The sequence below is a fragment of the Rhizobacter sp. P2_D12 genome (assembly GCF_056404395.1).
The window spans coordinates 1-22,585 of the sequence record NZ_JBFUEB010000040.1 but is presented as its reverse complement, the minus strand read 5'-3'; the positions used below and the strand labels follow the sequence as shown (position 1 = coordinate 22,585).

General features: G+C 70.1%; 21 protein-coding genes. 12 read left to right on the top strand and 9 right to left on the bottom strand.

Annotation, left to right across the window (positions count from 1 at the left end):
* Positions 1 to 31: 31 nt before the first annotated feature.
* Entirely contained in the window at positions 32 to 2,434 is a 2,403-nt protein-coding gene (locus tag AC1DYN_RS15300; RefSeq protein ID WP_477960946.1) for a DUF3857 domain-containing transglutaminase family protein, read from the bottom strand.
* An 85-nt stretch (positions 2,435 to 2,519) separates the two neighbouring features.
* On the opposite strand from AC1DYN_RS15300, the gene AC1DYN_RS15295 reads away from it, so the two are divergent.
* The 3 genes from AC1DYN_RS15295 to AC1DYN_RS15285 all read left to right on the top strand — a co-directional run bounded on the left by AC1DYN_RS15295 (position 2,520) and on the right by AC1DYN_RS15285 (position 5,985).
* Entirely contained in the window at positions 2,520 to 3,386 is an 867-nt protein-coding gene (locus AC1DYN_RS15295; RefSeq protein WP_477960944.1) for a GNAT family N-acetyltransferase, read from the top strand.
* 85 nt (positions 3,387 to 3,471) lie between these two features.
* Complete coding sequence (locus tag AC1DYN_RS15290) at positions 3,472 to 5,019, top strand: methyl-accepting chemotaxis protein (protein ID WP_477960942.1); 1,548 nt, start codon at positions 3,472 to 3,474, stop codon at positions 5,017 to 5,019.
* Between the two features lie 45 nt (positions 5,020 to 5,064).
* Positions 5,065 to 5,985: a DMT family transporter gene (locus tag AC1DYN_RS15285; RefSeq protein WP_477960940.1), complete on the top strand. Its 921-nt coding sequence runs from the start codon at positions 5,065 to 5,067 to the stop codon at positions 5,983 to 5,985.
* 27 nt (positions 5,986 to 6,012) lie between these two features.
* Here AC1DYN_RS15285 and AC1DYN_RS15280 read toward each other — a convergent pair whose 3' ends face one another.
* Positions 6,013 to 6,237, bottom strand: a complete 225-nt coding sequence (locus AC1DYN_RS15280; RefSeq protein WP_477960938.1) for a hypothetical protein — start codon at positions 6,235 to 6,237, stop codon at positions 6,013 to 6,015.
* A 182-nt stretch (positions 6,238 to 6,419) separates the two neighbouring features.
* Here AC1DYN_RS15280 and AC1DYN_RS15275 point away from each other — a divergent pair, with 182 nt between their 5' ends.
* A complete protein-coding gene (locus AC1DYN_RS15275; RefSeq protein ID WP_477960936.1) occupies positions 6,420 to 7,106 on the top strand; it encodes a DUF6781 family protein in 687 nt (228 codons plus the stop codon).
* A 139-nt stretch (positions 7,107 to 7,245) separates the two neighbouring features.
* On the opposite strand, the gene AC1DYN_RS15270 is transcribed toward AC1DYN_RS15275, so the two are convergent.
* On the bottom strand, positions 7,246 to 8,829 hold the full coding sequence (locus AC1DYN_RS15270) for a discoidin domain-containing protein (protein WP_477960934.1): 1,584 nt from the start codon (positions 8,827 to 8,829) through the stop codon (positions 7,246 to 7,248).
* A 43-nt stretch (positions 8,830 to 8,872) separates the two neighbouring features.
* The gene (gene kduD, locus AC1DYN_RS15265; protein ID WP_477960932.1) at positions 8,873 to 9,628 is read right to left on the bottom strand and encodes a 2-dehydro-3-deoxy-D-gluconate 5-dehydrogenase KduD; all 756 of its coding nucleotides are present in this window, start codon (positions 9,626 to 9,628) and stop codon (positions 8,873 to 8,875) included.
* Positions 9,629 to 9,768: 140 nt separating this feature from the next.
* On the opposite strand from kduD, the gene AC1DYN_RS15260 reads away from it, so the two are divergent.
* Genes AC1DYN_RS15260 through AC1DYN_RS15235 form a run of 6 tightly spaced genes read left to right on the top strand, consistent with a single transcriptional unit; the run spans position 9,769 to position 15,298 of the window.
* Positions 9,769 to 10,473: a FadR/GntR family transcriptional regulator gene (locus tag AC1DYN_RS15260; protein WP_477960930.1), complete on the top strand. Its 705-nt coding sequence runs from the start codon at positions 9,769 to 9,771 to the stop codon at positions 10,471 to 10,473.
* Entirely contained in the window at positions 10,474 to 11,064 is a 591-nt protein-coding gene (locus tag AC1DYN_RS15255) for a TRAP transporter small permease (protein ID WP_477960928.1), read from the top strand.
* A complete protein-coding gene (locus AC1DYN_RS15250; RefSeq protein WP_477960926.1) occupies positions 11,061 to 12,461 on the top strand; it encodes a TRAP transporter large permease in 1,401 nt (466 codons plus the stop codon). Before AC1DYN_RS15255 ends, AC1DYN_RS15250 begins: the two co-directional genes overlap by 4 nt.
* Before the next feature lie 28 nt (positions 12,462 to 12,489).
* Positions 12,490 to 13,476 (top strand): tripartite tricarboxylate transporter substrate binding protein, encoded by a 987-nt coding sequence (locus tag AC1DYN_RS15245; protein WP_477960923.1) that lies wholly within the window; start codon positions 12,490 to 12,492, stop codon positions 13,474 to 13,476.
* 10 nt (positions 13,477 to 13,486) lie between these two features.
* On the top strand, positions 13,487 to 14,473 hold the full coding sequence (locus AC1DYN_RS15240) for a sialic acid TRAP transporter substrate-binding protein SiaP (RefSeq protein ID WP_477960921.1): 987 nt from the start codon (positions 13,487 to 13,489) through the stop codon (positions 14,471 to 14,473).
* A 42-nt stretch (positions 14,474 to 14,515) separates the two neighbouring features.
* Entirely contained in the window at positions 14,516 to 15,298 is a 783-nt protein-coding gene (locus AC1DYN_RS15235; protein WP_477960919.1) for an SDR family oxidoreductase, read from the top strand.
* A 271-nt stretch (positions 15,299 to 15,569) separates the two neighbouring features.
* On the opposite strand, the gene AC1DYN_RS15230 is transcribed toward AC1DYN_RS15235, so the two are convergent.
* The gene (locus AC1DYN_RS15230; protein ID WP_477960917.1) at positions 15,570 to 15,773 is read right to left on the bottom strand and encodes a hypothetical protein; all 204 of its coding nucleotides are present in this window, start codon (positions 15,771 to 15,773) and stop codon (positions 15,570 to 15,572) included.
* A 149-nt stretch (positions 15,774 to 15,922) separates the two neighbouring features.
* On the opposite strand from AC1DYN_RS15230, the gene AC1DYN_RS15225 reads away from it, so the two are divergent.
* Positions 15,923 to 17,734: a glycosyl hydrolase gene (locus AC1DYN_RS15225; protein ID WP_477960915.1), complete on the top strand. Its 1,812-nt coding sequence runs from the start codon at positions 15,923 to 15,925 to the stop codon at positions 17,732 to 17,734.
* Here AC1DYN_RS15225 and AC1DYN_RS15220 read toward each other — a convergent pair.
* A complete protein-coding gene (locus AC1DYN_RS15220; RefSeq protein WP_477960913.1) occupies positions 17,722 to 18,633 on the bottom strand; it encodes an AraC family transcriptional regulator in 912 nt (303 codons plus the stop codon). The two genes, AC1DYN_RS15225 and AC1DYN_RS15220, sit on opposite strands and share 13 nt — an antisense overlap.
* A 143-nt stretch (positions 18,634 to 18,776) precedes the next feature.
* Between AC1DYN_RS15220 and AC1DYN_RS15215 the strand changes: the two genes are divergently transcribed.
* A complete protein-coding gene (locus AC1DYN_RS15215) occupies positions 18,777 to 19,073 on the top strand; it encodes a hypothetical protein (RefSeq protein WP_477960911.1) in 297 nt (98 codons plus the stop codon).
* 19 nt (positions 19,074 to 19,092) lie between these two features.
* Here AC1DYN_RS15215 and AC1DYN_RS15210 read toward each other — a convergent pair whose 3' ends face one another.
* The 3 genes from AC1DYN_RS15210 to AC1DYN_RS15200 all read right to left on the bottom strand — a co-directional run.
* Positions 19,093 to 21,438 (bottom strand): hybrid sensor histidine kinase/response regulator, encoded by a 2,346-nt coding sequence (locus AC1DYN_RS15210; protein ID WP_477960909.1) that lies wholly within the window; start codon positions 21,436 to 21,438, stop codon positions 19,093 to 19,095.
* The gene (locus AC1DYN_RS15205) at positions 21,435 to 22,361 is read right to left on the bottom strand and encodes a DMT family transporter (RefSeq protein ID WP_477960907.1); all 927 of its coding nucleotides are present in this window, start codon (positions 22,359 to 22,361) and stop codon (positions 21,435 to 21,437) included. Before AC1DYN_RS15205 ends, AC1DYN_RS15210 begins: the two co-directional genes overlap by 4 nt.
* The coding region (locus AC1DYN_RS15200; RefSeq protein WP_477960905.1) for a DUF2007 domain-containing protein at positions 22,358 to 22,585 on the bottom strand (228 nt) is incomplete at its 5' end. The genes AC1DYN_RS15205 and AC1DYN_RS15200, both read right to left, overlap by 4 nt.

Genomic DNA, 22,585 nt, shown 5'->3' with positions numbered 1-22,585 from the left:
CCTTCCCCGGCGAGGTCTTCACGCGTCGCGCTCAGGCGGCCGGCAGCGGCCGGCCGGTCGCCATGAGGACCAGGCTGCGCGCCGCGGCGAGCAGCCGCCGGGGGTCGGCACTGCGCGCGTCGGCCCAGCGCAGCCACGGCCCGCTCCACGCGCGGTTCCACAGCAGCGCCAGCAGCGACGCGGCCAGCCATCCGGCCCCGCCGTAGGGCCAGTGCGGGCTGACCAGCATCACCGCCAGCGTGGCGAACGCCATCAGCACCGGCAGGCCGAGCAGCCCGGCACCGGTCAGCAGCAGCTGCCAGTCTTCCCACGGCAGCAGCGGCGCCGGCCGGCGGTTGCCGGTGTCGACGATCCACGCCGCCGCGGCAACCAGCAGCAACAGCAGCAGCGTCGCCGCGCGCAGGTCCGGCCAGGCGTCGCGGGGCGCGTGGTCGTGCGGCCGCTTCGGGTGCAGCGTGTAGCCGACCCGGTCGCGCGCGCGGCGCAGGTCGGCGATGTAGGCCGGCAGCTGGTCCGGCATCACGTGGTCCGACAGCGTGCGGTAGCGGTACTTCATCTGCAGCGTGCGCCGATCCTTGTCGAGCCCGGTGTCGGCCGTGAACTCGAAGGCCGGGTTGGACACCTGGTGGCTCGACGGGCGCAGGTCCCAGGGCTCGGGCAGCACGGTGGTGACGGACACGGTCACGTCCTTCGGATGCTGCACGTGCAGCGGCGCGCTGCGCACCGTGTCGTCGGGCCGCTCCAGCAGCGAACCCACGTCGGGCACGCGCAGGTAGACGATCGGCCTGCCCTTGTCGTCCGGGTCCTTGGACGCCAGCGATGCGACGCGGTAGTGCTCGCGCGTGACCAGCCGGTTGGTCTTCTCGTCGTCGTCGAAGCTGAACGGCCCGGCGACCGTCAGGCCGGGGATCGAGCGCAGGTAGAAGTTCAGGTAATTGGCCTGCAGGTCGGCCAGGCTGTCGTTGCGCAGCGTCTCGCGCATGTCGTCGGCCTTCTCGCCGCGGTAGGTGACGGTCACGTCCAGCGTGGCCGGCTGGTCGAAGCCGCGCGACGCGTCGATCGCCACCACCACGTCGTGCTGCCCGGTGGCCGCGCGCGCCGCCGGCATGGCCGCCAGCGACTGCGTGCGGCCGTCCAGCACCAGGGCCTGCCCGAAATCGGCCTGCGCGATCTCGTCCAGCCGGCCGGCCTGCGGATAGCGCGTCGGGTCGACCCAGACGTCGCGGCCATCCACCTGCGCGCGCAGGATCACGTGGTTGAAGACGCCGGGCGAGGGCAGCCGGTCGCCGACGTGGTCGCGCAGCCGCGTGCTGACCAGGGCCGGATGCGCCGCCACGCCGAGCGCGCGCAGCATCGTAACCGCCAGCAGCACCTTGTCCTTGCAGTCGCCGTAGCGCCGCGCCAGCACCGCCTCGGGCGGGCGCGGCGCGTGCGAGCCGGGGCCGACCTCGATGCCCAGGTAGCGGATCTGCGATTGCACGAAGGCGAGCACCGACAGCAGGCGCTGATCCGGCGTGGCTGCGGCCGCCGCGATGCGGTCGATCTCGGTGCGCAGCGGCCCGGCGGCCGGGGCCGGCGCGTCGTACAGCGGCTCGGCCCAGCGCGCCACTGCGGCCCAGTCGGCGTATTCGCTCCAGCTGACGCCGGCATACGGGTCGTACCAGCGCGGCGTGTCGCCCTGGCGCGGCGTCGGGGCGATGTCGGCCGCGGTCCAGCTGTGCTCGGTCCAGTCGCCGCGCTGTTCCACGCGCGCCGGCTGCTCGATGAGCCACGGTCGCAGCTGCAGGGGCCGGTTCGACGGCACGAGCAGCCGCTGGTGCAGCGCATGCACCGGCACCGACCACTGCATGTCCAGGTGGCCGAAGGTGCGTCCGCCGAACACCGGGTTGTTGCCCGCGCGGCTGTAGGCGTATTCGACGATGTCGCCGGGGCGCACGTCGTCCAGCACCACGTCGAGCGTCTTGCTGCCGTCGTAGACGCGCGATTCGAGCTCGGACTCGCGCTGCAGCACCTTGACCTGCGCCCCCGGCAGCCGATCCTGTACGCGGCCGTCGCGGTGCACCTTGAGCGTGTGCAGCGTCAGCGTCTCGTACGACGGATCGAACTCGAGGCTGAGGTGCGATTCGGATTCGACGCCGCGCAGGTCCATCGTGCGGCTGGCGACGCGCCGGTACGCGGTCTTGCCGGGGCCTTCGATGCGGGTCTGCTGGTCGACCAGCAGGTAGTGCACGCCCTGGCTGCCCTTGCCGAGCGGCGCCTTGGCCTGCTCGTCCAGCGGCTGCGCGATCACCCAGGGCGGCGGCGGGCCGCGGCGGTAGTCGGCGGCGTGGCCGGCCAGTGCCGCCACGGCCAGCGCCAGGCCGGTCGTGAATCCTGCGAATCCTCCCAGGCCGGATCGCGTGCTGCGCGCCGGCCGTCCCTTCTCCCGATCCATGCGGTGTCCTTCTGCTGTCGTGCCACGCCTCGTCCGGGCGCTGGGGCGCATGCTAGCAAGGAGCGGGCGATGCGACACTGTGCCCATGCCGTCCGTCGACCGCCTGTCCCTCGGCTGGCGCAGCCACCTGATCTTCCCGCGCTTCGATGCCGAGGTCGTCGAGCGGCCCGGCTACATCCTGGTGCGCACGCCGCACAACCCGACCTTCTGGTGGGGCAACTGCCTGCTGTTCGATCACGCGCCGCGCGACGGTGACGCCGCCCCGTGGCTGGCCGCCTTCGACGCCGAGATCGCGCAGCGGCAGCCCGAGTCGCGGCACCTGGCGTTCGGCGTCGACACCCGGGATGCCTTGGTGATGCCGCCGGATTTTGGGGCGCTCGGGCTGCGGGCCTACAGCAGCACCGTGTTGACGATGACGCGCGACGGGCTGCGCTCGGCGCGACGGGACATCGGCGACGGCTACCGCATCCGCCCGCTGCGCCTGCCCGACGAGGCCGGCATCGCGGCCGAGCTGCAGGTGGCGGCCGACATCGATGGCCACGAGCCGGTCGGCTACCGCGTCTTCCGCGAGCGGCAGATGCTGCGCTACAGCACGCTCGAGCGCGCGGGCCTGGGGCACTGGTTCGGCGTCTTCGCACAGCCGGGCACCGAGGGCAACGACTCGCGCCGCGAGCGGCTGGTGGCCGATTGCGGGCTGTTCCGCGACGGCTTCGGGCCGGGCGCGCTCGGGCGCTTCCAGTACGTCTCGACGCACCCGGAATGGCGCCGGCGCGGGCTGTGCTCGGCGCTGATCCATGCGGTCTGCCGGCACGGCTTCGAGGCCATGGGCCTGGCCTCGCTGGTCATCCTGGCCGATCCGGACTACGTCGCGATCGGCCTGTACGAGGCGCTGGGCTTTCAGCGCACCGGCAGCAACTGGCACCTGGAGCGCCGGCCGCCCGACCCGGCGTAGAACCTCGGGAAAACCCTCAAGTTCGCCGCGGTTTGTCCGATAGCTGGACAAGTTCCCCGTGCGGTACGCCTCAAGGACTCCCGAAATGACTTCTCTCTTTGCACGCCTGCGGCTGGCCCCGCGGCTGGCGCTGGCCTTTGGGCTGGTGATGCTGGTGACCTCGCTGGCGGCCGGCATCGGCATCTGGCGCCTGGACCGGTTGCAGGACATCGCCAACGACCTGGGCGGTGCCTCGTCGCAGCGCGCCTTGCTGGCGCGCGAGCTGCACGCGATCGTCGTGCTGAGCTCGACGCGCGCCGAGACGCTGCTGCAGATCGACGATGCCGACTACGCGGCGCGCATCACGGCCGACCGCAAGCTGACCTCGGCGCGCTCCGAGGTGGTGCGCAAGGCGCTGGAGCAACTGGCCGACACCGACAGGACCAAGGAGCTGTTCGCCGTGATCGACGAGGCGGGCAGCCGGTTCCGCGGCGTGCGCGACGAGCTGGTCAAGCGCAAGGCGGCGGGCGACAGGATCTCGGGCGACGACATCGGCAACCGGCTGCGGCCGGCAGCCGATGCCTATGCGAAGGCCGTCGACGACCTGGCGGCCTACCAGGCGCAGCGTGTCGAGGAGGCGCGTGCCGCCGCGGCGCGCAGCGAGCGCGAGGGCATCACGATGCTGGCGATCGGCATCGGCCTCGGGTTGCTGGTGAGCGGCGGCTGCGCGTGGGCGCTGTCGCGCTCGATCGTCAGCCCGCTACGCGATGCCTCGCGCATGGCCGAACGCGTGGCGGCGGGCGACCTGAGCACGGCGCCCCCGCTCTCGGCGGGCGAGGACGAGGTGCAGGCGCTGGTGGCCGACCTGGGCGCGATGCAGGGCAAGCTGGCCGAGCTGGTGGCGAGCGTGCAGACGGTCAGCGAATCCATCACGACGGCCAGCACCGAGATCGCGGCCGGCAACCTCGACCTGTCGGCGCGCACCGAGCAGACGGCGTCCAGCCTGCAGCAGACGGCGTCCAGCGTCGAGCAGCTGACGGTGACGGTGCGCCAGAGCGCCGACGCGGCGCGCCAGGCCAACCAGCTGGCGCTGTCGGCCTCGGGCGTCGCGACGCGCGGTGGCGCGGTGGTGGCCGACGTGGTCAGCACGATGGAGGCGATCGCCGGTTCGTCGAAGAAGATCGCCGACATCATCGGCGTGATCGACGGCATCGCGTTCCAGACCAACATCCTGGCGCTGAATGCCGCGGTCGAAGCGGCGCGCGCCGGCGAACAGGGCCGCGGCTTCGCGGTGGTGGCCGGCGAAGTGCGCAGCCTGGCGCAGCGCAGCGCGCAGGCGGCGCGCGAGATCAAGAGCCTGATCGGCGACAGCGTCGGCAAGGTGGAGTCGGGCACGCGCCTGGTGGTGGAGGCCGGCTCGACGATGCAGGAGATCGTCAGCTCGGTGCGCCGCGTGACGGACATCATCGGCGAGATCAGCGCGGCCGCCGGCGAGCAGAGCGAGGGCATCGGCCAGGTCAACCAGGCGATCACGCAGCTGGACCACATGACGCAGCAGAACGCGGCGCTGGTCGAGGAATCGACGGCGGCGACCGAGAGCCTGAAGGACCAGGCGACGATGTTGTCGCGCGCGGTGGGGTCGTTCAAGTTGTAGCCCGGATGCCAATCCGGGATGGGACGGCTCCGTAGAATCGCCGCGATGAGCAGTCCTTCAGTGGTTCCCTCGGCAGACGCCGCCACACCCCCACGCCACTGGCCCGGCCTGCTGCTCGCGACGCTCGGCGCGATCGCGTTCTCCGGCAAGGCCATCATCGTCAAGCTGGCCTACCGGCACGACATCGATGCGGTGACGCTCATCATGTACCGCATGCTGTTCGCGCTGCCGCTGTTCCTGCTGCTGTCGTGGTGGGCGGGGCGCGGCAAGCCGGCACTGACGCGGCGCGACTGGATCGTCGTGCTGGGCCTGGGCTTCAGCGGCTACTACCTGGCGAGCTTCCTCGACTTCGCCGGCCTGCAGTACATCAGCGCGAGCCTGGAGCGGCTGATCCTGTACCTGAACCCGACGCTGGTGCTGTTCCTCGGTGTCGTGCTGTTCCGCAAGACCGTCAACCGGCGCCAGCTGATGGCGCTGGGCGTCAGCTATGCCGGCGTGCTGCTGGTGTTCGGCCACGAGATCAATCTTGCCGGCGCGCACGTGGCACTGGGTGCGGCGCTGGTGTTCGGCAGCGCAGTGAGCTATGCGCTGTACCTGGCGTACAGCGGCGAAGAGGTCAAGCGCCTGGGGGCGCTGCGGCTCACCGGCCTGGCCACCACGGTGGCCTGCGTGTTCTGCATCGGCCAGTTCGTGCTGCTGCGGCCGATGTCGGCGGCGCTGGTGGCACCCGAGGTGATCTGGCTGTCGGTGCTGAACGCGACACTGTGCACCTTTGCGCCGGTGCTGATGGTGATGATGGCCATCGAGCGCATCGGCGCGACGATGGCGGCCCAGACCGGCATGGTCGGGCCCTTGTCCACGATCCTGATGGGCGTGGTGATCCTCGGCGAGCCGTTCACCGGGTGGGTCGCCGCCGGCACCGTGCTGGTGCTGGCCGGCATCTGGTTGCTGGCGAGAGCACGGTAGCCCGGATTGGCATCCGGGCTACGAGGCTCAGGCTTCTTCTGCTTCCTTGCAGGAAGGCGCGCAGACGAACTGGGTCTTGCCGAGAAGCTTGCGCGACTTCAGCGAAGTGCGCGCACGGTGCTTGCCGCACAGGAAGCACGACATGGTGGCGGCGCTGAACACGCCGGCAGACGCAAACGGAGAGCCCGGGGCCTTGGTGCGATAACGCAGGCCTTCGGCATCGATCGAGTTTTTGACTTGGTCTTTGGCCATGGATCAGGGGGTTGCGGACGCGGGTTGCGCGCCAGGAGGGAAAGGACACCGGGCCGTGCCTCCCGGGGAGGGCCGCGGCCGCGGCGGTCCGACATTATCAGGGCTGGCGGGGTTCCCTGGATGAAAACAGTTGGATACCCTTGCCGGGCGCCGGATTCCGGCATTCACCCGAGGAGAAGCGAATGAGCAAGTCAGGGATCGACCAGGATGCACTGATCACCATGTTCTCGCAGGCCAGCGCCAAGCAGGGCGAGGCCTTGCGCAAGGCGGTCGGCGACGCGACCCTGAAGGCGCTGCAGGGGCGCGAGCTGACGCTGCAGAACATCCGCGGCGTGGTCAAGACGGTGACCAAGGCGGCGTCCACCGGGCTGGCGGAGAACGTGTCGCCGTCGATCGACCCCGAGGCGCTGCTCGGCAAGGCCTTCGCCGGCATGGACGCGGCGCTGCTGCAGGCGGTGGAGGCGCACCGCAAGGCCTTGCAGCAGTTCGTCGACCAGGGGGTGGGCCTGCAGGAGAAGCAGCTGAAGGGCGCCTTGGGCGACCTGGAGAAGATGGAGGACGTCTTCTTCGCGACGGTCAGCAAGGCGGCCGGCTCGGCGACCGAGCCGCTGCAGGGCGCTTGGAGCCAGGTGCTCGAGACGATGAAGCTGAAGGGCACCGACACCGGGGCGCAGGCGTCGACTGCCGTCGAGCAACTGGTCGGGCAAGCCCAGACCGCGCTGCGCGACAGCCGGGCGCTCGGGCTGAAGACGGCGCAGGCGCTGGTCGACAGCTATTCGGCGCTGGTCAGCGGCGTGCTGATCGGCATGGCCGAAGGGCTGCAGCAAGGCGGCAGCGAGGCGCCGGCCGCGAAGACGCGACGCCGGTAACCCGGGCCAAGCACCCCGTTCGGGCTGAGCCTGTCGAAGCCCTGGTGGATGCACGAGGCACCGCCGGCGCGCTTCGGCTGCACCCTTCGACACGGGCCTTCGACGCGCTCAGTCCCTGCTCAGGGCGAACGGTATCGTGTCAATGCACCGACAGCTCCGTGACGCTGTTCCACAAGCTCGCCGTGCTGCCATGGCCCGTGATCCGCACATACCGCGCCGTCACGTCGGCGATGTCGTAGTACTCCTTCGCCGCCGTCTGCCCGCTGGAGATGCCGCGCCAGCGTGTCGTCCACGCACTGCCGTCCGAAGTCGCAATGTCGAAGCGCGCGCTGCGCTGGTCGCCCAGGTAGAACGCCACGCCCACCTTCTGGATCGCCTTGCTCGTCCCCAGGTCCAGCGTGATCGCCTGGCCATCCCCCTCGGCGCTCCAGCGCGTCGCCAGGCTCCCGTCGATCGCGTTGGTCGCCGGGTTGCCCGCCTGCGCGCTGGTCGCGCTGACCGACGCCACCGGCAGCGCCGCAAGCCCCGGATCGGCGCGGCGCCAGCGTTGCATCGCCTCGAGCAGGTAGTAGTCGCCCCAGGCCGTGCCCTGGTTGTAGAGCGTGTTGCCGTTGTGGTGGTTGTAGGCGCTTTGCAGCAGCACCGCCTGGCTGTTCGACGGCGAGGCCAGCGTCGCGAGGTAGGGCGCCGACAGCAGCGCGTTCAACGCCGCGCGCGCCCCGTTGCGGTAGGTCGTGGCGCGCGCGCTGTCGGTCTCCAGCAGGGACAGCTCGATCAGCCCCGCCGCCGCGATCGCTGCGGCCGAGCTGTCGCGCGGCGCGTTCGGGATCGCCGGGTCGTTGAAGTCCCAGTAAGGCACCTTGTCCGCCGGCAGGTGCGCCAGGTACCAGTCGGCCATCTTGCGCGCGGTGTCGCGGAAGGTGGTCTCGCCGGTGTAGCGGTACGTCATCGTGAAGCCGTAGATGCCCCAGGCCTGGCCGCGCGCCCAGGTGGAGCTGTCGCTGTAGCCCTGCACCGTGGTGCGCGACTTCACGCCGCCCGTCACCGGGTCGTAGGTGACCAGGTGGAAGCTGCTGCCGTCGGCGCGCACGTGGTTGTCGCGTGTCTTCAGCGCATGGCTGCGTGCCTGGTCGTACTGCGCCGCCGAGCCGCCATGCTGGCTGGCCCAGAACAGCAGCTCCAGGTTCATCATGTTGTCCATGATCACCTGGAAGTTCGCGTTGTCGCCGATCGAGCCCCACGAGCGCACCGCGCCCACCGTGCCGTTGTAGCGCTGGCCCAGCGAGTTGGCGGCGGTCAGCGCCACCTGCCGGTAGCTGTCGACGCCGGTCAGCCGGTGCGCATTGCCGAAAGGCGTGAACACCATGAAGCCGACGTCGTGCGTGCCGGTGTTGGTGTCCTGGCCCTCCATGCCGTTCTGCCAGGCCTGTGCCTGCCCGTTCCAGCCGTCGGCCGCGAACTGGCCGTGCAGCAGCCACAGGTTGGCCGCGAAGAAGCCGCTGGTCCATTCGCCCGGGCCGGCATAGGTCCAGGCCTGCGCCGCATCGCTGGTGGTCACCTTGGGGAACGAGTTCTTGTTGCTGCGCTGCGCGACCACGCCGTCCTGCTGCACCGCGACGGCCCAGCCGTTGCGGATCTTCAGGTCCAGCGCATCCTCGGCGCGCGCAGCGCCGTGCACGGCCAGCGCGCAAGCGGCGGCCGCGAGTATCGATCTCGGTGTCATGTCGTCTCCGTCGTTGTTGTCGTCGTCGTGTCGAGCTTCTTCTTCAGCGTGCCAGCCACCCGCCATCGACCGCCAGCGTGTGGCCATGCATGTAGTCGGACGCCGGCGCGGCGAGGAACACCGTCGCACCCGCCAGGTCGTCCGGCCGTCCCCATCGCCCGGCCGGGATGCGTGCCAGGATCTCGCCGTTGCGCTGCGCGTCCTGGCGCAGCACCAGCGTGTTGTCGGTCGCGATGTAGCCGGGCGCGATCGCGTTCACGCCGATGCCGTGGGGCGCCCATTCGTTGGCCAGCAGCTTCGTCAGCCCCATCAACCCGCTCTTGGCCGCCGTGTACGACGCGACCCGCACGCCGCCCTGGAACGACAGCATCGACGCGACGTTGATCACCTTGCCGCCGCGCCCCTGCGCGATGAACTGCCGCGCCGCGGCCTGCGCGAGGAAGAACGCGGCCTTCAGGTTGACGTCCATCACCGCGTCCCAGTCGGCCTCGCTGAAGTCGATGGCGCGGCCGCGGCGGATGATGCCGGCGTTGTTGACGACGATGTCCAGCGCGCCCAGTTCGCGCACCACGTCGCCGACCAGCGGCGCCAGTGCCGCGAGCTGCGACACGTCGACCCGCAGCGCGCGATAGCGTCGCCCGCAGGCTTCGACAGCGGCCTGCGTGTCGGCCTGGTCGCCCTGCGCCGCACCGGCCACGTCGGCCCCGGCCTGCGCCAGCGCGATGGCCATCGCCTGGCCGATGCCACGGCTCGCGCCGGTCACCAGCGCCACCTTGCCGTCGAGCCGAAACAAGTCCATCGCTGCATTGGACAAGTGGTCAGGCCAATTGACAACCGCACTGGCGTCAGGGAGTTCCCTGACAGGGCCAACCCTCTTGGATCGCGGGGAGGGCTCACAGAAGATCAAGTGGTCTGACCAATTCCGGCCAGCCGACCCTCATGCCCATCCAGACCATCGAGAGCCGCCGGCTGTACCGGCAGATCGCCGACCAGCTGAGCCGCCTGATCGACAAGGGCGAGTTCCGCGTCGGCGCGCGGCTGCCGTCGGAGCGCGACCTGTCGGAGCAGCTGGGCGTGAGCCGGCCGTCGGTGCGCGAGGCGCTGATCGCGCTCGAGGTCGAAGGCCTGGTCGAGGTGCGCGGCGGGGCCGGCGTGTTCGTCTGTGCGCGCAAGACGGCCGCGGTGCCGCATCGCGCCGATGCGACGCCGCCGGGCCCGTTCGACCTGATCCGCGCGCGCTGGATCATCGAATCCGAGACCGCGGCGCTGGCCGCGACGCATGCGACGCCCGAGCACCTGCAGCGCCTGAAGAGCGCGCTGCACGACATGCAGCGCCACAGCACGCACACGCCCGAGGGCGTGGCTGCCGACGAGCGCTTCCACCTGTGCCTGGCCGAGGCGTCCGGCAACAGCGCGCTGCTGATGGTGGTGCAGCAGCTGTGGGAGGCGCGCACCGGGCCGCTGTACACGCAGCTCGAGTCGCACTTCTCCGGCGAGGCGGTGTGGAAGCAGGCCGTCGAGGAGCACGGCGAGCTGCTGCAGGCCGTGGCCGGGCGCGACCCGCGCGCCGCGCGCGATGCGATGCGCAAGCACATGAAGAACGCCGAGGTGCGCTTCGCCTCGGGCTGGAAGCCGGGGGACTAGATGCTGCCTGCCGCCACCGACAACCCGCCCAGCGTGGCCGCCGAGGCCGCGCACTTCGAGGTGCACGATGCCGAGGTCGACCTGCGCGCCTACCGCGTCGAGGACTGGCTGGCCTTCACGCTGTTCGCGCTGCTGGGCGCGACGGTCTTCTACCAGTTCTTCACGCGCTACGCGCTGAACGACTCGGCCTCGTGGACCGAGGAGATCGCGCGCTACTTCCTGGTCGCCACCGTCTTCATCGGCGCGGCCATCGGCGTGCGCAAGAACAACCACATCCAGGTCGACTTCCTGTACCGCGTGCTGCCGCACAAGCCGATGCGGGTGGTGGCGACGATCGTCGATGCACTGCGCATCGTCTTCCTGGCCGGCTGCGCAGTGCTGACCTGGCAACTGATCGGGCGCATCGGCGCCAGCCGCATGGCGGTGGTGGATTTGCCGATGGGACTGGTCTACGGCGCGGTGCTGCTGGGCTTCGCCTTGATGACCTGGCGCGCGATCGGCGTGGCCCGCGCCAACTGGAAGCGCGGCGCCTCGGTGCTCGAAAGGCCCGAGATCGCTGACGAAGCGGCCGGCGAGGGCCCGTCGCCATGACGGCCGCCTTCAAGCTGGTGTTCCTGCTCTTCATGGGCGCCGGCGTGCCGGTCGCCATCGCGATGGCCGGCGCCGCGCTGCTGTTCGTGCTGGCCAGCGGCAACCCGCCGCCCTTCGTCGTGATCCACCGCATGGTGGGCGGCATCGACAGCTTCCCGCTGCTGGCCGTGCCGTTCTTCATCCTGGCCGGCAACCTGATGAACGTGGGCGGCATCACGACGCGCATCTACAACTTCTCGCTGGCGCTGGTGGGCTGGCTGAAGGGCGGGCTGGCGCACGTCAACATCGTCGGTTCGGTGATCTTCGCCGGCATGAGCGGCACGGCCATCGCCGATGCGGCCGGGCTGGGCACGATCGAGATCAAGGCCATGAAGGACCACGGCTACAGCACCGAGTTCGCGGTCGGCGTGACGGCGGCGTCGGCCACGCTCGGGCCGATCATCCCGCCGTCGCTGCCCTTCGTGATCTACGCGATGTTCGCCAACGTGTCGGTGGGCAAGCTGTTCCTGGCCGGCATCCTGCCGGGCGCGGTGATGGCGCTCCTGATGATGCTGACGGTGGCCTGGTTCGCGCACCGCAACGGCTGGGGCCGCGACACGAAGCCCGAGCTGCGCCGCATCGTGAAGGCGCTGGCCGAGCTGGCGGTGGTGATTGCCTTCCCGCTGGTGCTGTGGGGCCTGGCCGGCACCGGCGTGAACATGCAGCTGGCCACCGTGCTGGCGCTGGCGGCGCTGCTGGTGGCCGACAAGGTCTTCCGCTTCGATGCGGTGCTGCCGATCATGACGCCGGTGTTGCTGATCGGCGGCATGACCACGGGCCTGTTCACCGCCACCGAGGGCGCCATCGCCGCCTGCGTGTGGGCGTTGTTCCTCGGTCTGGTGTGGTACCGCACGCTGAGCCTGAAGACGCTGGTCAAGTCATGCATGGACACGGTGGAGACCTCGTCGACGGTGCTCTTCATCGTGGCCGCGGCCTCGATCTTCGGCTGGATGCTGACCGCCACGCGCACCACCGAGCTGATCGCGCAATGGGTGCTGACCTTCGCGACCGAGCCGTGGCAGTTCCTGCTGTTGGCCAACCTGCTGATGCTGTTCGTCGGCTGTTTCCTGGAGCCGAYGGCCGCCATCACCATCCTCGTGCCGATCCTGCTGCCCATCGTGCAGCACCTGGGCATCGACCCGGTGCACTTCGGGCTGGTGATGGTGCTGAACCTGATGATCGGCCTGCTGCACCCGCCGATGGGCTTGGTGCTGTTCGTGCTGGCGCGCGTGGCCAAGCTGTCGGTCGAGCGCACGACGATGGCCATCCTGCCATGGCTGGTGCCCTTGCTGGGCTCGCTGGTGCTGGTCACCTTCGTGCCGGCGATCTCGCTGTGGCTGCCGCGGCTGCTGTCCTGACTGAATTTCTACAACGGAGACAACGACGATGATTCGCTTCGATGCTGCGCGCCATGCGCTGATGCTGGCCGCCGCCTGCCTGTTGCCGCTGGCCGGCTTCTCGGCCTTCACCGCCTCGACGGCGCGTGCGGCCGACTACCCGACCCACCCGATCGAGCTGCTGGTGCCCTACCAGCCGGGCGGCGGCACCGATGCGCTGGCGCGTGCCTTCGCCGAAGCCTCGCGCAAGCACCTGCCGGCCTCGATGTACGTCAGCAACAAGCCCGGTGCGAGCGGTGCCATCGGCTGGGGCTACGTGATCAACGGCAAGCCCGACGGCTACACCATTGCGGTGATGACGGTGGAGATCGCGACGCTGCCTCACCTGGGCCTGGCCAAGTTCACCTACGAGGACTTCATCCCGATCGCGCAGCTCAATGCCGACCCGGCCGCGATCACGGTGCGCGCCGATGCGCCGTGGAACACCTACGAGGAGTTCATCGCCGCGGCGAAGAAGGGCGACCTGCGCATCGGCAACTCGGGCGTCGGCTCGATCTGGCACCTGGCGGCGGCCGCCCTCGAAGACCGCACCGGCGCGAAGTTCCTGCACGTTCCCTACCAGGGCGCGGGGCCGGCGGTGCTGGCGCTGATGGGCTCGCAGATCGACGCGGTGTCGGTCAGCCCGGCCGAGGTGTCGACCTATGTGCAGGCCGGCAAGCTGAAGGTGCTGGCGGTGATGGCCGACCAGCGCGTGAAGGGCTTCGAGAAGGTGCCGACGCTGAAGGAGCGCGGCGTCGACCTGAGCATCGGCACCTGGCGCGGCCTGGGCGTGGCCAAGGGCACGCCACCCGAGGTGGTGGACGTGCTGCGCGCCGCGACGCAGAAGACGGTGGCCGAGCCGGCGCTGCGCGAGGCGATGGACAAGCTCAACCTCGGCTATGCCTATGCCGACGCGGCGGCATTCAAGAGCGTGGTCGCGCGCGACCACGAGACCTTCAAGACGCTGATCCCGAAGCTGAACCTGAACAAGCCATGAGGAGATGACGATGAAGCGCAGCACCCTGAAGCGGATGGCGGCCCTGGCAGCCCTGGCAGCGGCCTCGCTGTGCGGCAGCGCGGCCTGGGCCCAGACGCAGTTGAAATGGGCCCATGTCTACGAGACGAGCGAGCCGTACCACAAGCAGGCGCTGTGGGCGGCCGACGAGATCAAGAAGCGCAGCGGCGGCAAGTACGCCATCGACGTCTTCCCGGCCTCGACGCTGGGCAAGGAGACCGACATCAACCAGGGGCTGACGCTGGGCACGGTGGACATCATCTACACCGGCATGGCGTTCGCAGGAAGGGCCTATCCGCCGCTGTCGATCGCGTCGGGGCCGTTCATCTTCCGCGACTACGCGCACTGGCAGAGCTTCCGCAACAGCGCGATCTTCAAGGAGCTGGCCGCCGGCTACGAAAGCAAGAGCGGCGGCAACCACATCGTCGGCTACACCTACTATGGCCAGCGCCACCTCACCGCGAACAAGCAGGTGCTGAAGCCGGAGGACATGAAGGGCATGAAGCTGCGCGTGCCGGATGCGCCGCTGTTCATGATGTTCCCGCGCGCGGTGGGTGCGAACCCGACGCCGATCGCCTTTGCCGAGGTGTACCTGGCGCTGCAGAACGGCACGGTGGACGCGCAGGAGAACCCGCTGCCGACCATCGAGGCGAAGAAGTTCTACGAAGTGCAGAAGTACACGATGCTGACCGGGCACATCACAGAGTCGCTGGTGACCATCGTGTCGGGCTCGACCTGGGCCAAGCTGCCGGCGGACGACCGCAAGCTGTTCGAGCAGGTGCTGTGGGAGGCGTCGACGCGCGCCAGCAGCGACATCCTCGAATCCGAGAACCGGCTGGTGACGGATTTCGAGAAGGCCGGGCGCACCATCGTGAAGGTCGACCGCAAGCCGTTCATGCAAGCGGTGCAGAAGGCCGTGACGGCGCCGGATGCGCCGTGGCCGAAGGAGCTGTATGACCGGGTCGAAGCCTTGAAATAGCGGCTTCGCCGAGAATCCGTCGTCACCCTCGAAAGGAATGCGATGGATCTCGGAATCGAAGGCAAGTGGGCGCTGGTGTGTGCCGCCAGCAAGGGCCTGGGCAAGGGCTGCGCACTGGCGCTGGCGCGCGAGGGCGTGAACCTGGTGATCACCGCGCGCGGCGCCGAGGCGCTGGAGGCGACGGCCACCGAGCTGCGCGCGCTCAAGCGCGGCCAGGTGCGCACCGTGGCCGGCGACATCACGACGCAGTCCGGCCGCGAGGCCGCGCTGGCCGCGTGCCCGCAGGTCGACATCCTGGTCAACAACGCCGGCGGGCCGCCGCCGGGGGATTTTCGCGATTGGGACCGCGAGGCGTGGATCAAGGCGCTTGACGCCAACATGCTGACGCCGATCGAGCTGATGAAGGTGACGGTGGACGCGATGGCCGGGCGCGGCTACGGCCGCGTGGTCAACATCACCTCGGGCGCGGTGAAGGCGCCGATCAACGTGCTGGGCCTGTCGAACGGCGCGCGCAGCGGCCTGACCGGCTTCGTTGCCGGGCTGGCGCGCAGCAACCTGGTGGCGAAGAACGTGACGATCAACGGCCTGCTGCCGGGTGCCTTCGACACCGACCGCTTGCGCACCACGGTGCGCGCCGGCGCGCAGAAGGCCGGCCAGGACGCGGAGGCCGCCTGGGATCTGCGCCGCAAGGCGATTCCGGCGCAGCGCTTCGGCACCGCCGAGGAGTTCGGTGCGGTCTGCGCCTTCCTGTGCAGCCAGCACGCCGGCTACCTGACGGGCCAGAACATCCTGCTGGATGGCGGCGCCTACCCCGGCACGTTCTGATCGAGCCGTTCGCCCTGAGCAGGGACTGAGCTTGTCGAAGGCCCGTGTCGAAGGGTTGTGGCCGCAGCGCTCCGAGAGTGCCTGCGCACGCCCGACGGGCCTTCGACAAGCTCAGTCCGACCCTTCGACAAGCTCAGGGCGAGCGGTTTTTTGCCACCGCCGGGTTCGCTTTCGGAGATGGACGGCAAGCTCGACACGCGCCTGGTCTACGACGCGGTGGGGGACGTCAAGGCGCGCGAGCCGCTGGCAAAGTAAATGAGATCGCGGCGGCTCAGCCGTCGCCCAGGGTGGGCGCCTGCGTCAGGTCGGCATCGACGTTCATCAGCACGCTGGCGAGCGACAGTGCCCGCCACAGGTGCGGCGGCATCGCCATGATGGCCTCCGGGGACTTGGCGCTGGCGACCCAGGCGCCGATCTCGGCATGTTGCTCGATCGTCAGCAGGTGCCGGCGCCGCATGTCGTCCAAGGTTTCCATCGACTGCCTTTCGAAAACATCCCGGCCATCATCGCATCTTCGCTGCGGCTGACAGCTACACACCTGCTCACATCCCCGCCGTTGCCAACTGGAACCAGTTCCATACACTGCGCCACGCAGGCGACGAACTGCGAAAAAGGGGACGGACGATGCGCGGGATTCACTGGACGTGGAAAGCCGCCGGCGTGGCCGCGGCGATCGGCCTGATCGGCACCTTGGCGGCGTGCGGCGGCGGGGAGGGCGGCACGACGGAAGCACCGACAGCGAGCATGCCTTCGGAGAATGCCGCGGCCTTCGCCCCGTCGTCCGACACCACGCTGCCCCTGCCGGCCGAGCGCTACGTGATCGCCAACGCGGCCAGCGGGCAGTGCATCGAGGCCGCGGCCGACAACGTGAACGGCGCGCGCTTGCGCTTTGCCGATTGCAACACCGGCGCGGCACAGTCCTTCGGCGTCAGCGTGGATGCGAGCGGTCGTTACAAGCTGCTGGCCAGCAGCGGCCGTGCGGTCGACGTGGCCGGCGCCTCGGGCGCCGATGGCGCGGTGGTTCAGCAATGGCAGGACAACGGCACGCCCGCGCAGCGCTTCGCGATCAAGCGCCAGCAGGGCAACCGCTTCAGCTTCGTCAGCGCCGCCAGCGGCAAGTGCATCACGCCGTCGGCCAGCACCGGCCTGCAGCAACTGACCTGCAAGGACGATGCGACACAGCTGTTCCAGTTGCATCCGGTCGCAAGCGGCGGCAAGGCCGGCCCGGCGGTGGGCCGCTACAGCGTACGCTCGGTGCGTTCGCAGCTGTGCCTGGGCATCGAAGGCGCGAGCACCGCCGACGGGGCGCGCCCGCTGCAGGCCGTGTGCGCGGCCGACGATGCGCAGCGCTTCGACGTTGCCTCCTCGGGCGACGGTGCCTGGCGCCTGACCAACGTGCGCAGCGGCAAGTCGGTCAGCGTGGCCGCATCGTCCACCGCCAATGGCGCGGCCGTGCAGCAGTTCACCGACAACGCCGGCGCGAACCAGCGCTACACCGCGAGCGCCATCGGCGATGCCTTCGAACTGAAGGCACGCCACAGCGGCAAGTGCCTGGACGTCGCGGACTTCAGCGCCGCGGTCGGCGGCATCGTGCACCAGTGGGATTGCACGCGCAACGACAACCAGCAATGGCGCCTGGTGCCCGATGGCAATGCGCCGCCGGCCAACCCCGGTGGCAAGAGCGCCAAGCGCGGCATCGCGTACGACTTGGCCACGACCGCCGACCTGAACGCGCTGTCGCCCGGCGTGTCGTGGTGGTACAACTGGTCGCCGCGGCCGAAGCTGACGCCGCCGGCCGGCACGGATTTCGTGCCGATGCTGTGGAACGGCAACTTCAACGACGCCGAGATCGAGGCGCTGCTGAAGGCCAACCCACAGTACAGGTACCTGCTGGTGCTCAACGAGCCCAACCTCACCGACCAGTCCAACCTGACGCCATCCGCGGCCGCCGCGCTGTGGCCCCGCATCGAGGCGCTGGCCGCCAAGACCGGCGTGAAGATCGTCGGCCCCGCGATCACCTGGGGCACGATGCCCAACTATGGCGATCCCGTCGTGTGGATGGATGCGTTCTACACCGCCTACCGTGCCGCCAACGGCCAGCGCGACCCGCGCATCGACTACCTCGCCTTCCACTGGTACGACTACGGCCTGGCCGGCCAGCTCGATCGGCTGGTGAAATACGGCAAGCCGTTCTGGGTGACCGAGTTCGCCAACTGGCACAACGGCGACGGCTCCGCGCAGATCGACACGGTGGCCAAGCAGAAGGCGCAGATGGCCGACATGGTGGCCACGCTGGAGAACCGGGCCGACGTCTTCCGCTACGCCTGGTTCACCGGGCGCTGGAGCAATGACGTGCACTTCACCAGCCTGCTCGCGGCCGATGGCAGGCTCACCGAGCTTGGCAGCTACTACCTGTCGCTGCCCTACAAGCCCTGAGGCTGCAGGTCGGCCAGGGCGCCCAGGTCGCGGGCCGGCGGCCGGCCGTACAAGCGCGCGTACTCGCGGCTGAACTGCGACGGGCTCTGGTAGCCGACGCGGTGGCCGGCGGTCGCGACGCCGATGCGCTCGACCATCATCAGCCGCCGCGCCTCGTGCAGGCGCAACTGCTTCTGGTACTGCATCGGCGTCAGCGCGGTGACGGCCTTGAAGTTGTGGTGCAGCGAGGATTCGCTCATGCCGACGTGCGAGGCCAGGTCCTCGATGCGCAGTGGTTCGGCGAAGTGGTGGCGCAGCCAGTCGACCGCCTTGCCGACGCGGTGGCTGCGGCTGTCGGCCGACACGATGGCCAGCAGGCGGCCGCCATCGGGGCCGCTGAGCAGGCGGTAAAGGATCTCTTCCTCGACCAGCGGGGCGAGGGCCGGGATGTCCTGCGGGCGGTCGAGCAGGCGCAGCAGGCGGATCACCGCGTCGAGCAGCTCCGCCGAGGCGCGGTTCACCGTGAGGCCGCGCAGGCCGTCGCCCGCGGCCTGGGCTGGCGGCGCGGGCACGCGGCGCAGCAGCTCGGTGAGCCGCACGCCGTCGATCGCCATGCCCAGGCCCAGGCTGGGCGCGGCCTCGCTCGCGACGGTGACGCGTGAGACGACCGGCAGGTCCACCGAGGTCACCAGGTAGTCGCCGACGCCGTAGGTGTAGTCGTCGCTGCCCAGCGTCAGGATCTTCTCGCCCTGGGCCAGCAGCGCGAAGCAGGGCCATTGCGCGGCATGGTGGGGTTGCGTGGGGGTGGAGCAGCGGCCGAAGAACAGGTTGCCGATGGCGGTGCTCGCCTGGCCGTCGGCCGGGGCGTGGCGGGCGATCAGCGAGGCGATCTCGGCGTAGCGGTCGGGGAGTGACACCATGCCCTGGATCTTGCCCCAGGATGCTGCAAGGCCCTGCAGGGGGAGTGCATGATTTGCAGGATCGTGCATGAACTCAGGAGGATTCGGCTAACGCACCCCCGCCGGGCTGCAGGATGATGCGACCCGTTCACCGGAGGAAGCCCATGACCGAAGCCATCGAGATCACGACCTTCAAGCTCAGCAACTGCACCTGCGACGACTTCATCGATGCCAACGTCGAGATCGACGAGTGGCTCAAGCGCCAGGCCGGGTTCCGCTCGCGCCGGCTGGCCCAATGGAACGACGGCACGGTCGTCGACATGCTGATCTGGGATTCGGCCGCGCACGGGCGCGTCGCGATGGCGCGGCTGATGAACGAGATGGGGCATTCGCGGGTGCACGCGATGATCGACCAGCCGACGGTGTCGTGGAGCGTGGCGCCGGTGCGGCATCGGGTGTGATGCGCGAAATGCGCGGGCATCAGCTGGAGCGCGCGGTCGAGCGCGCCTTCAACCTCCGCTCGATCGCCGCCACCAACTGCTCCTTCGTGAACGGCTTGGCCACGTAGTCATCCATCCCCGCCGCCAGGCAGGCCTCGACGTCGCCCTTCATCGCGTTCGCGGTGAGGGCGACGATCGGCAACCGCGCGCTGCCGCTGACCCCTTCAACCCGCTCGATCTCGCGCAGCCGCGCCGTCGCCTCGAAGCCGTCCATCACCGGCATCAGGCAGTCCATCAGCACCACGTCGAAGGCGTGGCTGCTCGCCGCGTCGATCGCCGCCTGGCCGTCGGCCACCACCTGCACGTCGTAGCCGGCCATGCGCAGCATCTGCGCCGCCACCTCCTGGTTCACCAGGTGGTCCTCGGCCAGCAGGATGCGCGCGCTGCGCATCGGCACCGCCGCCGGGGCCGGCGCGGTCACCGCCGCGGCGCTGGGCACCAGCTCGTGCGCCAGCAGGTCGATCAGCGCGTGCCGCAGCTCCTGCTTGCGCACCGGCTTCGACAGCCAGCGCTCGACGCCCAGCCGCGTCAGGCTCACCGCCGGCATGTCCAGCCCCTGCGAGCTGAGCATCACGATCTTCAGCCCGTCGAGCTGCCGGTTGGCCCGGATGCGCTGCGTCAGCGACAACCCGTCCATGTCGGGCATGTGCACGTCCAGGATCGCCAGGTCGTGCACCACCGGCCGCTTGCGCATCATTTCGAGCGCCTGCTCGCCGCTGTCGGCGGTGTCCACGCGCAGGCCCCAGGCGCTCAGCTGGTGGCGCAGGATGTCCAGGTTGGTCGTGTTGTCGTCGACGATCAGCACCTGCAGCCCGTGCAGCGCCACCGCCTCGCGGTCGGTCAGCGCGCCCGCGTTGTCGGGCACCAGCCGCATCGGCAGCGAGAACCAGAAGCGCGAGCCTTCGCCCGGCGCGCTGTGCAGCTGCAGCTTGCCGCCCATCATCGCCACCAGCTGGCTCGAGATCGTGAGGCCCAGCCCGGTTCCGCCGTGGCGCCGCGTGCGCGAGCTGTCGGCCTGCGTGAAGGCATCGAACACCCGCGCCTGGTCGGCCGTCGAGATGCCCGGCCCCGAATCCGACACCGCAAACTCCACCAGCGCCGCATGGTTGTGCGCCGCACTGCTGGCCGGCAGCCGCGTCACCGAGATCATCACGTGGCCGCGCTCGGTGAACTTGACCGCGTTGCCCATCAGGTTCATCAACACCTGGCGCAGCCGCGCCGCATCGCCGTACGCGCGCAGCGGCAGGTCGGCACCCATCTGGCAGATCACCTCCAGCCCCTTCGCGTGCGCCTGCACCGCCAGCAGCTCGGCCACGTCGTAGGCCACCTCGCAAGGGTTGAACGGCAGCGACTCGACCTCGAACTTGCCGGCCTCGATCTTCGAGAAATCGAGGATGTCGTTGATGACGCCCAGCAGCGCCTGGCCCGAGCGGTGCGCGCTGTCGGCGAAGCGGCGCTGCTGGTCGTTCAGCGTCGTGCCCATCAGCAGCTCGGTCATGCCCAGCACGCCGTTCATCGGCGTGCGGATCTCGTGGCTCATGTTGGCCAGGAACTGCGACTTGGCCTGGCTGGCCGCCTCGGCCGCGTCCTTCGCGGCCTGCAGCTCGCGCAGGTGCTGCGCCTTGTCGGCCGATGCATGCTCCATGCGCCGGCGGATGCGGTAGCCGTACACCAGCATGCCCAGCGTGATGGCGGCGATGACGACGGCGCTGGCGAACTCGAGCCAGCGGTAGCGCGTGACCGACCGCGCCAGCGCGTCGAACTGCGCCTTCTGCACCGCGCGCGACACGCGGCCGACGCCGCGCAGCTCTTCCTGCATCTGCGCATAGCTGCGGTCCACCTCGACCATCGCGCGCGACGCCGGCTCGAAGCGCTTCTCGGCATAGCGCTGCAGCGTGAACTCGGATTGCTCCACCATGCGCTGCACCGACGCACCGGCCCCCTGCAGGCCCTGCAGCATCAGCTCGCGCTCCGACTCTTCCAGGTGGCCCTGGAAGCGCTGCAGCGCGGTGGCCAGCGCCTCGGTGAACCGGGCATGCGCCGCATGCAGCCGCACGCGTTCGCGCTCGACGTCGCCGGACGCGAAGATGTCGTTCGCCGGCGCATCGACCTCGCCGGCCAGGCGCCGCAGTTCCGACAGCGCGTCGAAGCGCACCGCCCAGCCGCGGTCGGCGGCCAGCGAATCGGCAAAGCGCTCGTTGACCCGCAGGCCCAGGAACTGGTCGAGCCCGACCACCAGCAGGATCAGCACCGCCGCCGCGCCGTACAGCAGTTGCCACGGGCTCCGGCGAGCGGTGGGGACTGCGTCGGGGGCGGCTGGGGTCATGGTGTCCGGCGTGGCGCTGCGCGGGATGTTACGACGATCCCCGCGGCGATCAGCGCGAAGGCGGCCACGTGGTACCACTGCGGGCCTTCGCCCAGCATCGCCGCCGACATCAGCGCGGCAAACACCGGCGTCAGGTTGGCGAAGAAGGCGGCGATGGCCGGCCCGACCGCGGCGACGCCCGCACCCCAGCAGAAATACGCGACGATCGACGGGCCGATGGCGACGTAGGCCAGCGCCGCGAACACCGCGCCCGACCACAGCACCGGCTGGCCGGTCAGCGCGAACTCGGCGCCGGCGCCGGCCCCTGCCCACAGCGCGCCGAAGCCCACCTGCGCCAGCAGGAACTCGGCGCCGCTCCACGACGGGCGCCCGGGGTCGCGCATCGAGGCCGGCGGGCGCGCCAGCATCCAGCTGTAGACCGCCCACAGCGCGGTGGCCAGCAGCATCAGCAGGTCGCCCGGCACCAGGTGCAATTGCAGCAGGCTGGACGGCCGGCCGTGCGACAGCACCAGCGCGACGCCCAGCAGCGACAGCACCGCGCCGGCACCCTGGCGCCGTGTCGGCGGCTCGCCGTAGAACAGCGCGCCGGTGGCCAGCATGAACAGCGGCGAGCTGGCCGCGATCAGCGTCACGTTGATCGGCGTCGACGTGCGCACCGCCATGTACTGCAGCGCGTTGTAGCTGCCGACGCCGACCAGGCTGAGCGGCGCCAGGTAGCGCCAGCGCTCGGCCAGGTCGCCCGGCCGACGGAAGAGTCGCCAGCCCAGCGGCAACAGCAGTGCGAAGGCCAGCGCCCAGCGCAAGGCGTTGAGCGCGAGCGGCGGCACGCTGCCCACCATCAGCCGGCCGACGACGGCGTTGCCGGCCCACAGCAGGGGCGGCAGCGTGAGCATCAGGACGATGCGCGGTTGCAGCGCCGTCATGCCGTCGGCATCGCGGCGCCGCAGTTCCAGCACTGCTCGAACGGCCCGTCGATCACTTCATGGCATTGCGGGCAGGCCCACAGCTGGCGCCGCGGGTGTTGCAGCTCGTGCAGCCGCACGACGGCGCGCGCATGGTCGGCCTCGTCATCGACCCACAACTCCGGCAGCGTCTGGTCCGGGGGCACGCCGCCGGACAGGCTGCTGGCGAAGGCGCGCTGCACGCT

Bases quoted from the DNA above. Each gene is read 5' to 3' on its own strand.
- AC1DYN_RS15300 (WP_477960946.1), bottom strand. From the start codon at position 2,434: ATGGATCGGGAGAAGGGACGGCCGGCGCGCAGCACGCGATCCGGCCTG.
- AC1DYN_RS15295 (WP_477960944.1), top strand. From the start codon at position 2,520: ATGCCGTCCGTCGACCGCCTGTCCCTCGGCTGGCGCAGCCACCTGATC.
- AC1DYN_RS15290 (WP_477960942.1), top strand. From the start codon at position 3,472: ATGACTTCTCTCTTTGCACGCCTGCGGCTGGCCCCGCGGCTGGCGCTG.
- AC1DYN_RS15285 (WP_477960940.1), top strand. From the start codon at position 5,065: ATGAGCAGTCCTTCAGTGGTTCCCTCGGCAGACGCCGCCACACCCCCA.
- AC1DYN_RS15280 (WP_477960938.1), bottom strand. From the start codon at position 6,237: ATGGCCAAAGACCAAGTCAAAAACTCGATCGATGCCGAAGGCCTGCGT.
- AC1DYN_RS15275 (WP_477960936.1), top strand. From the start codon at position 6,420: ATGAGCAAGTCAGGGATCGACCAGGATGCACTGATCACCATGTTCTCG.
- AC1DYN_RS15270 (WP_477960934.1), bottom strand. From the start codon at position 8,829: ATGACACCGAGATCGATACTCGCGGCCGCCGCTTGCGCGCTGGCCGTG.
- kduD (WP_477960932.1), bottom strand. From the start codon at position 9,628: ATGGACTTGTTTCGGCTCGACGGCAAGGTGGCGCTGGTGACCGGCGCG.
- AC1DYN_RS15260 (WP_477960930.1), top strand. From the start codon at position 9,769: ATGCCCATCCAGACCATCGAGAGCCGCCGGCTGTACCGGCAGATCGCC.
- AC1DYN_RS15255 (WP_477960928.1), top strand. From the start codon at position 10,474: ATGCTGCCTGCCGCCACCGACAACCCGCCCAGCGTGGCCGCCGAGGCC.
- AC1DYN_RS15245 (WP_477960923.1), top strand. From the start codon at position 12,490: ATGATTCGCTTCGATGCTGCGCGCCATGCGCTGATGCTGGCCGCCGCC.
- AC1DYN_RS15240 (WP_477960921.1), top strand. From the start codon at position 13,487: ATGAAGCGCAGCACCCTGAAGCGGATGGCGGCCCTGGCAGCCCTGGCA.
- AC1DYN_RS15235 (WP_477960919.1), top strand. From the start codon at position 14,516: ATGGATCTCGGAATCGAAGGCAAGTGGGCGCTGGTGTGTGCCGCCAGC.
- AC1DYN_RS15230 (WP_477960917.1), bottom strand. From the start codon at position 15,773: ATGGAAACCTTGGACGACATGCGGCGCCGGCACCTGCTGACGATCGAG.
- AC1DYN_RS15225 (WP_477960915.1), top strand. From the start codon at position 15,923: ATGCGCGGGATTCACTGGACGTGGAAAGCCGCCGGCGTGGCCGCGGCG.
- AC1DYN_RS15220 (WP_477960913.1), bottom strand. From the start codon at position 18,633: ATGGTGTCACTCCCCGACCGCTACGCCGAGATCGCCTCGCTGATCGCC.
- AC1DYN_RS15215 (WP_477960911.1), top strand. From the start codon at position 18,777: ATGACCGAAGCCATCGAGATCACGACCTTCAAGCTCAGCAACTGCACC.
- AC1DYN_RS15210 (WP_477960909.1), bottom strand. From the start codon at position 21,438: ATGACCCCAGCCGCCCCCGACGCAGTCCCCACCGCTCGCCGGAGCCCG.
- AC1DYN_RS15205 (WP_477960907.1), bottom strand. From the start codon at position 22,361: ATGACGGCGCTGCAACCGCGCATCGTCCTGATGCTCACGCTGCCGCCC.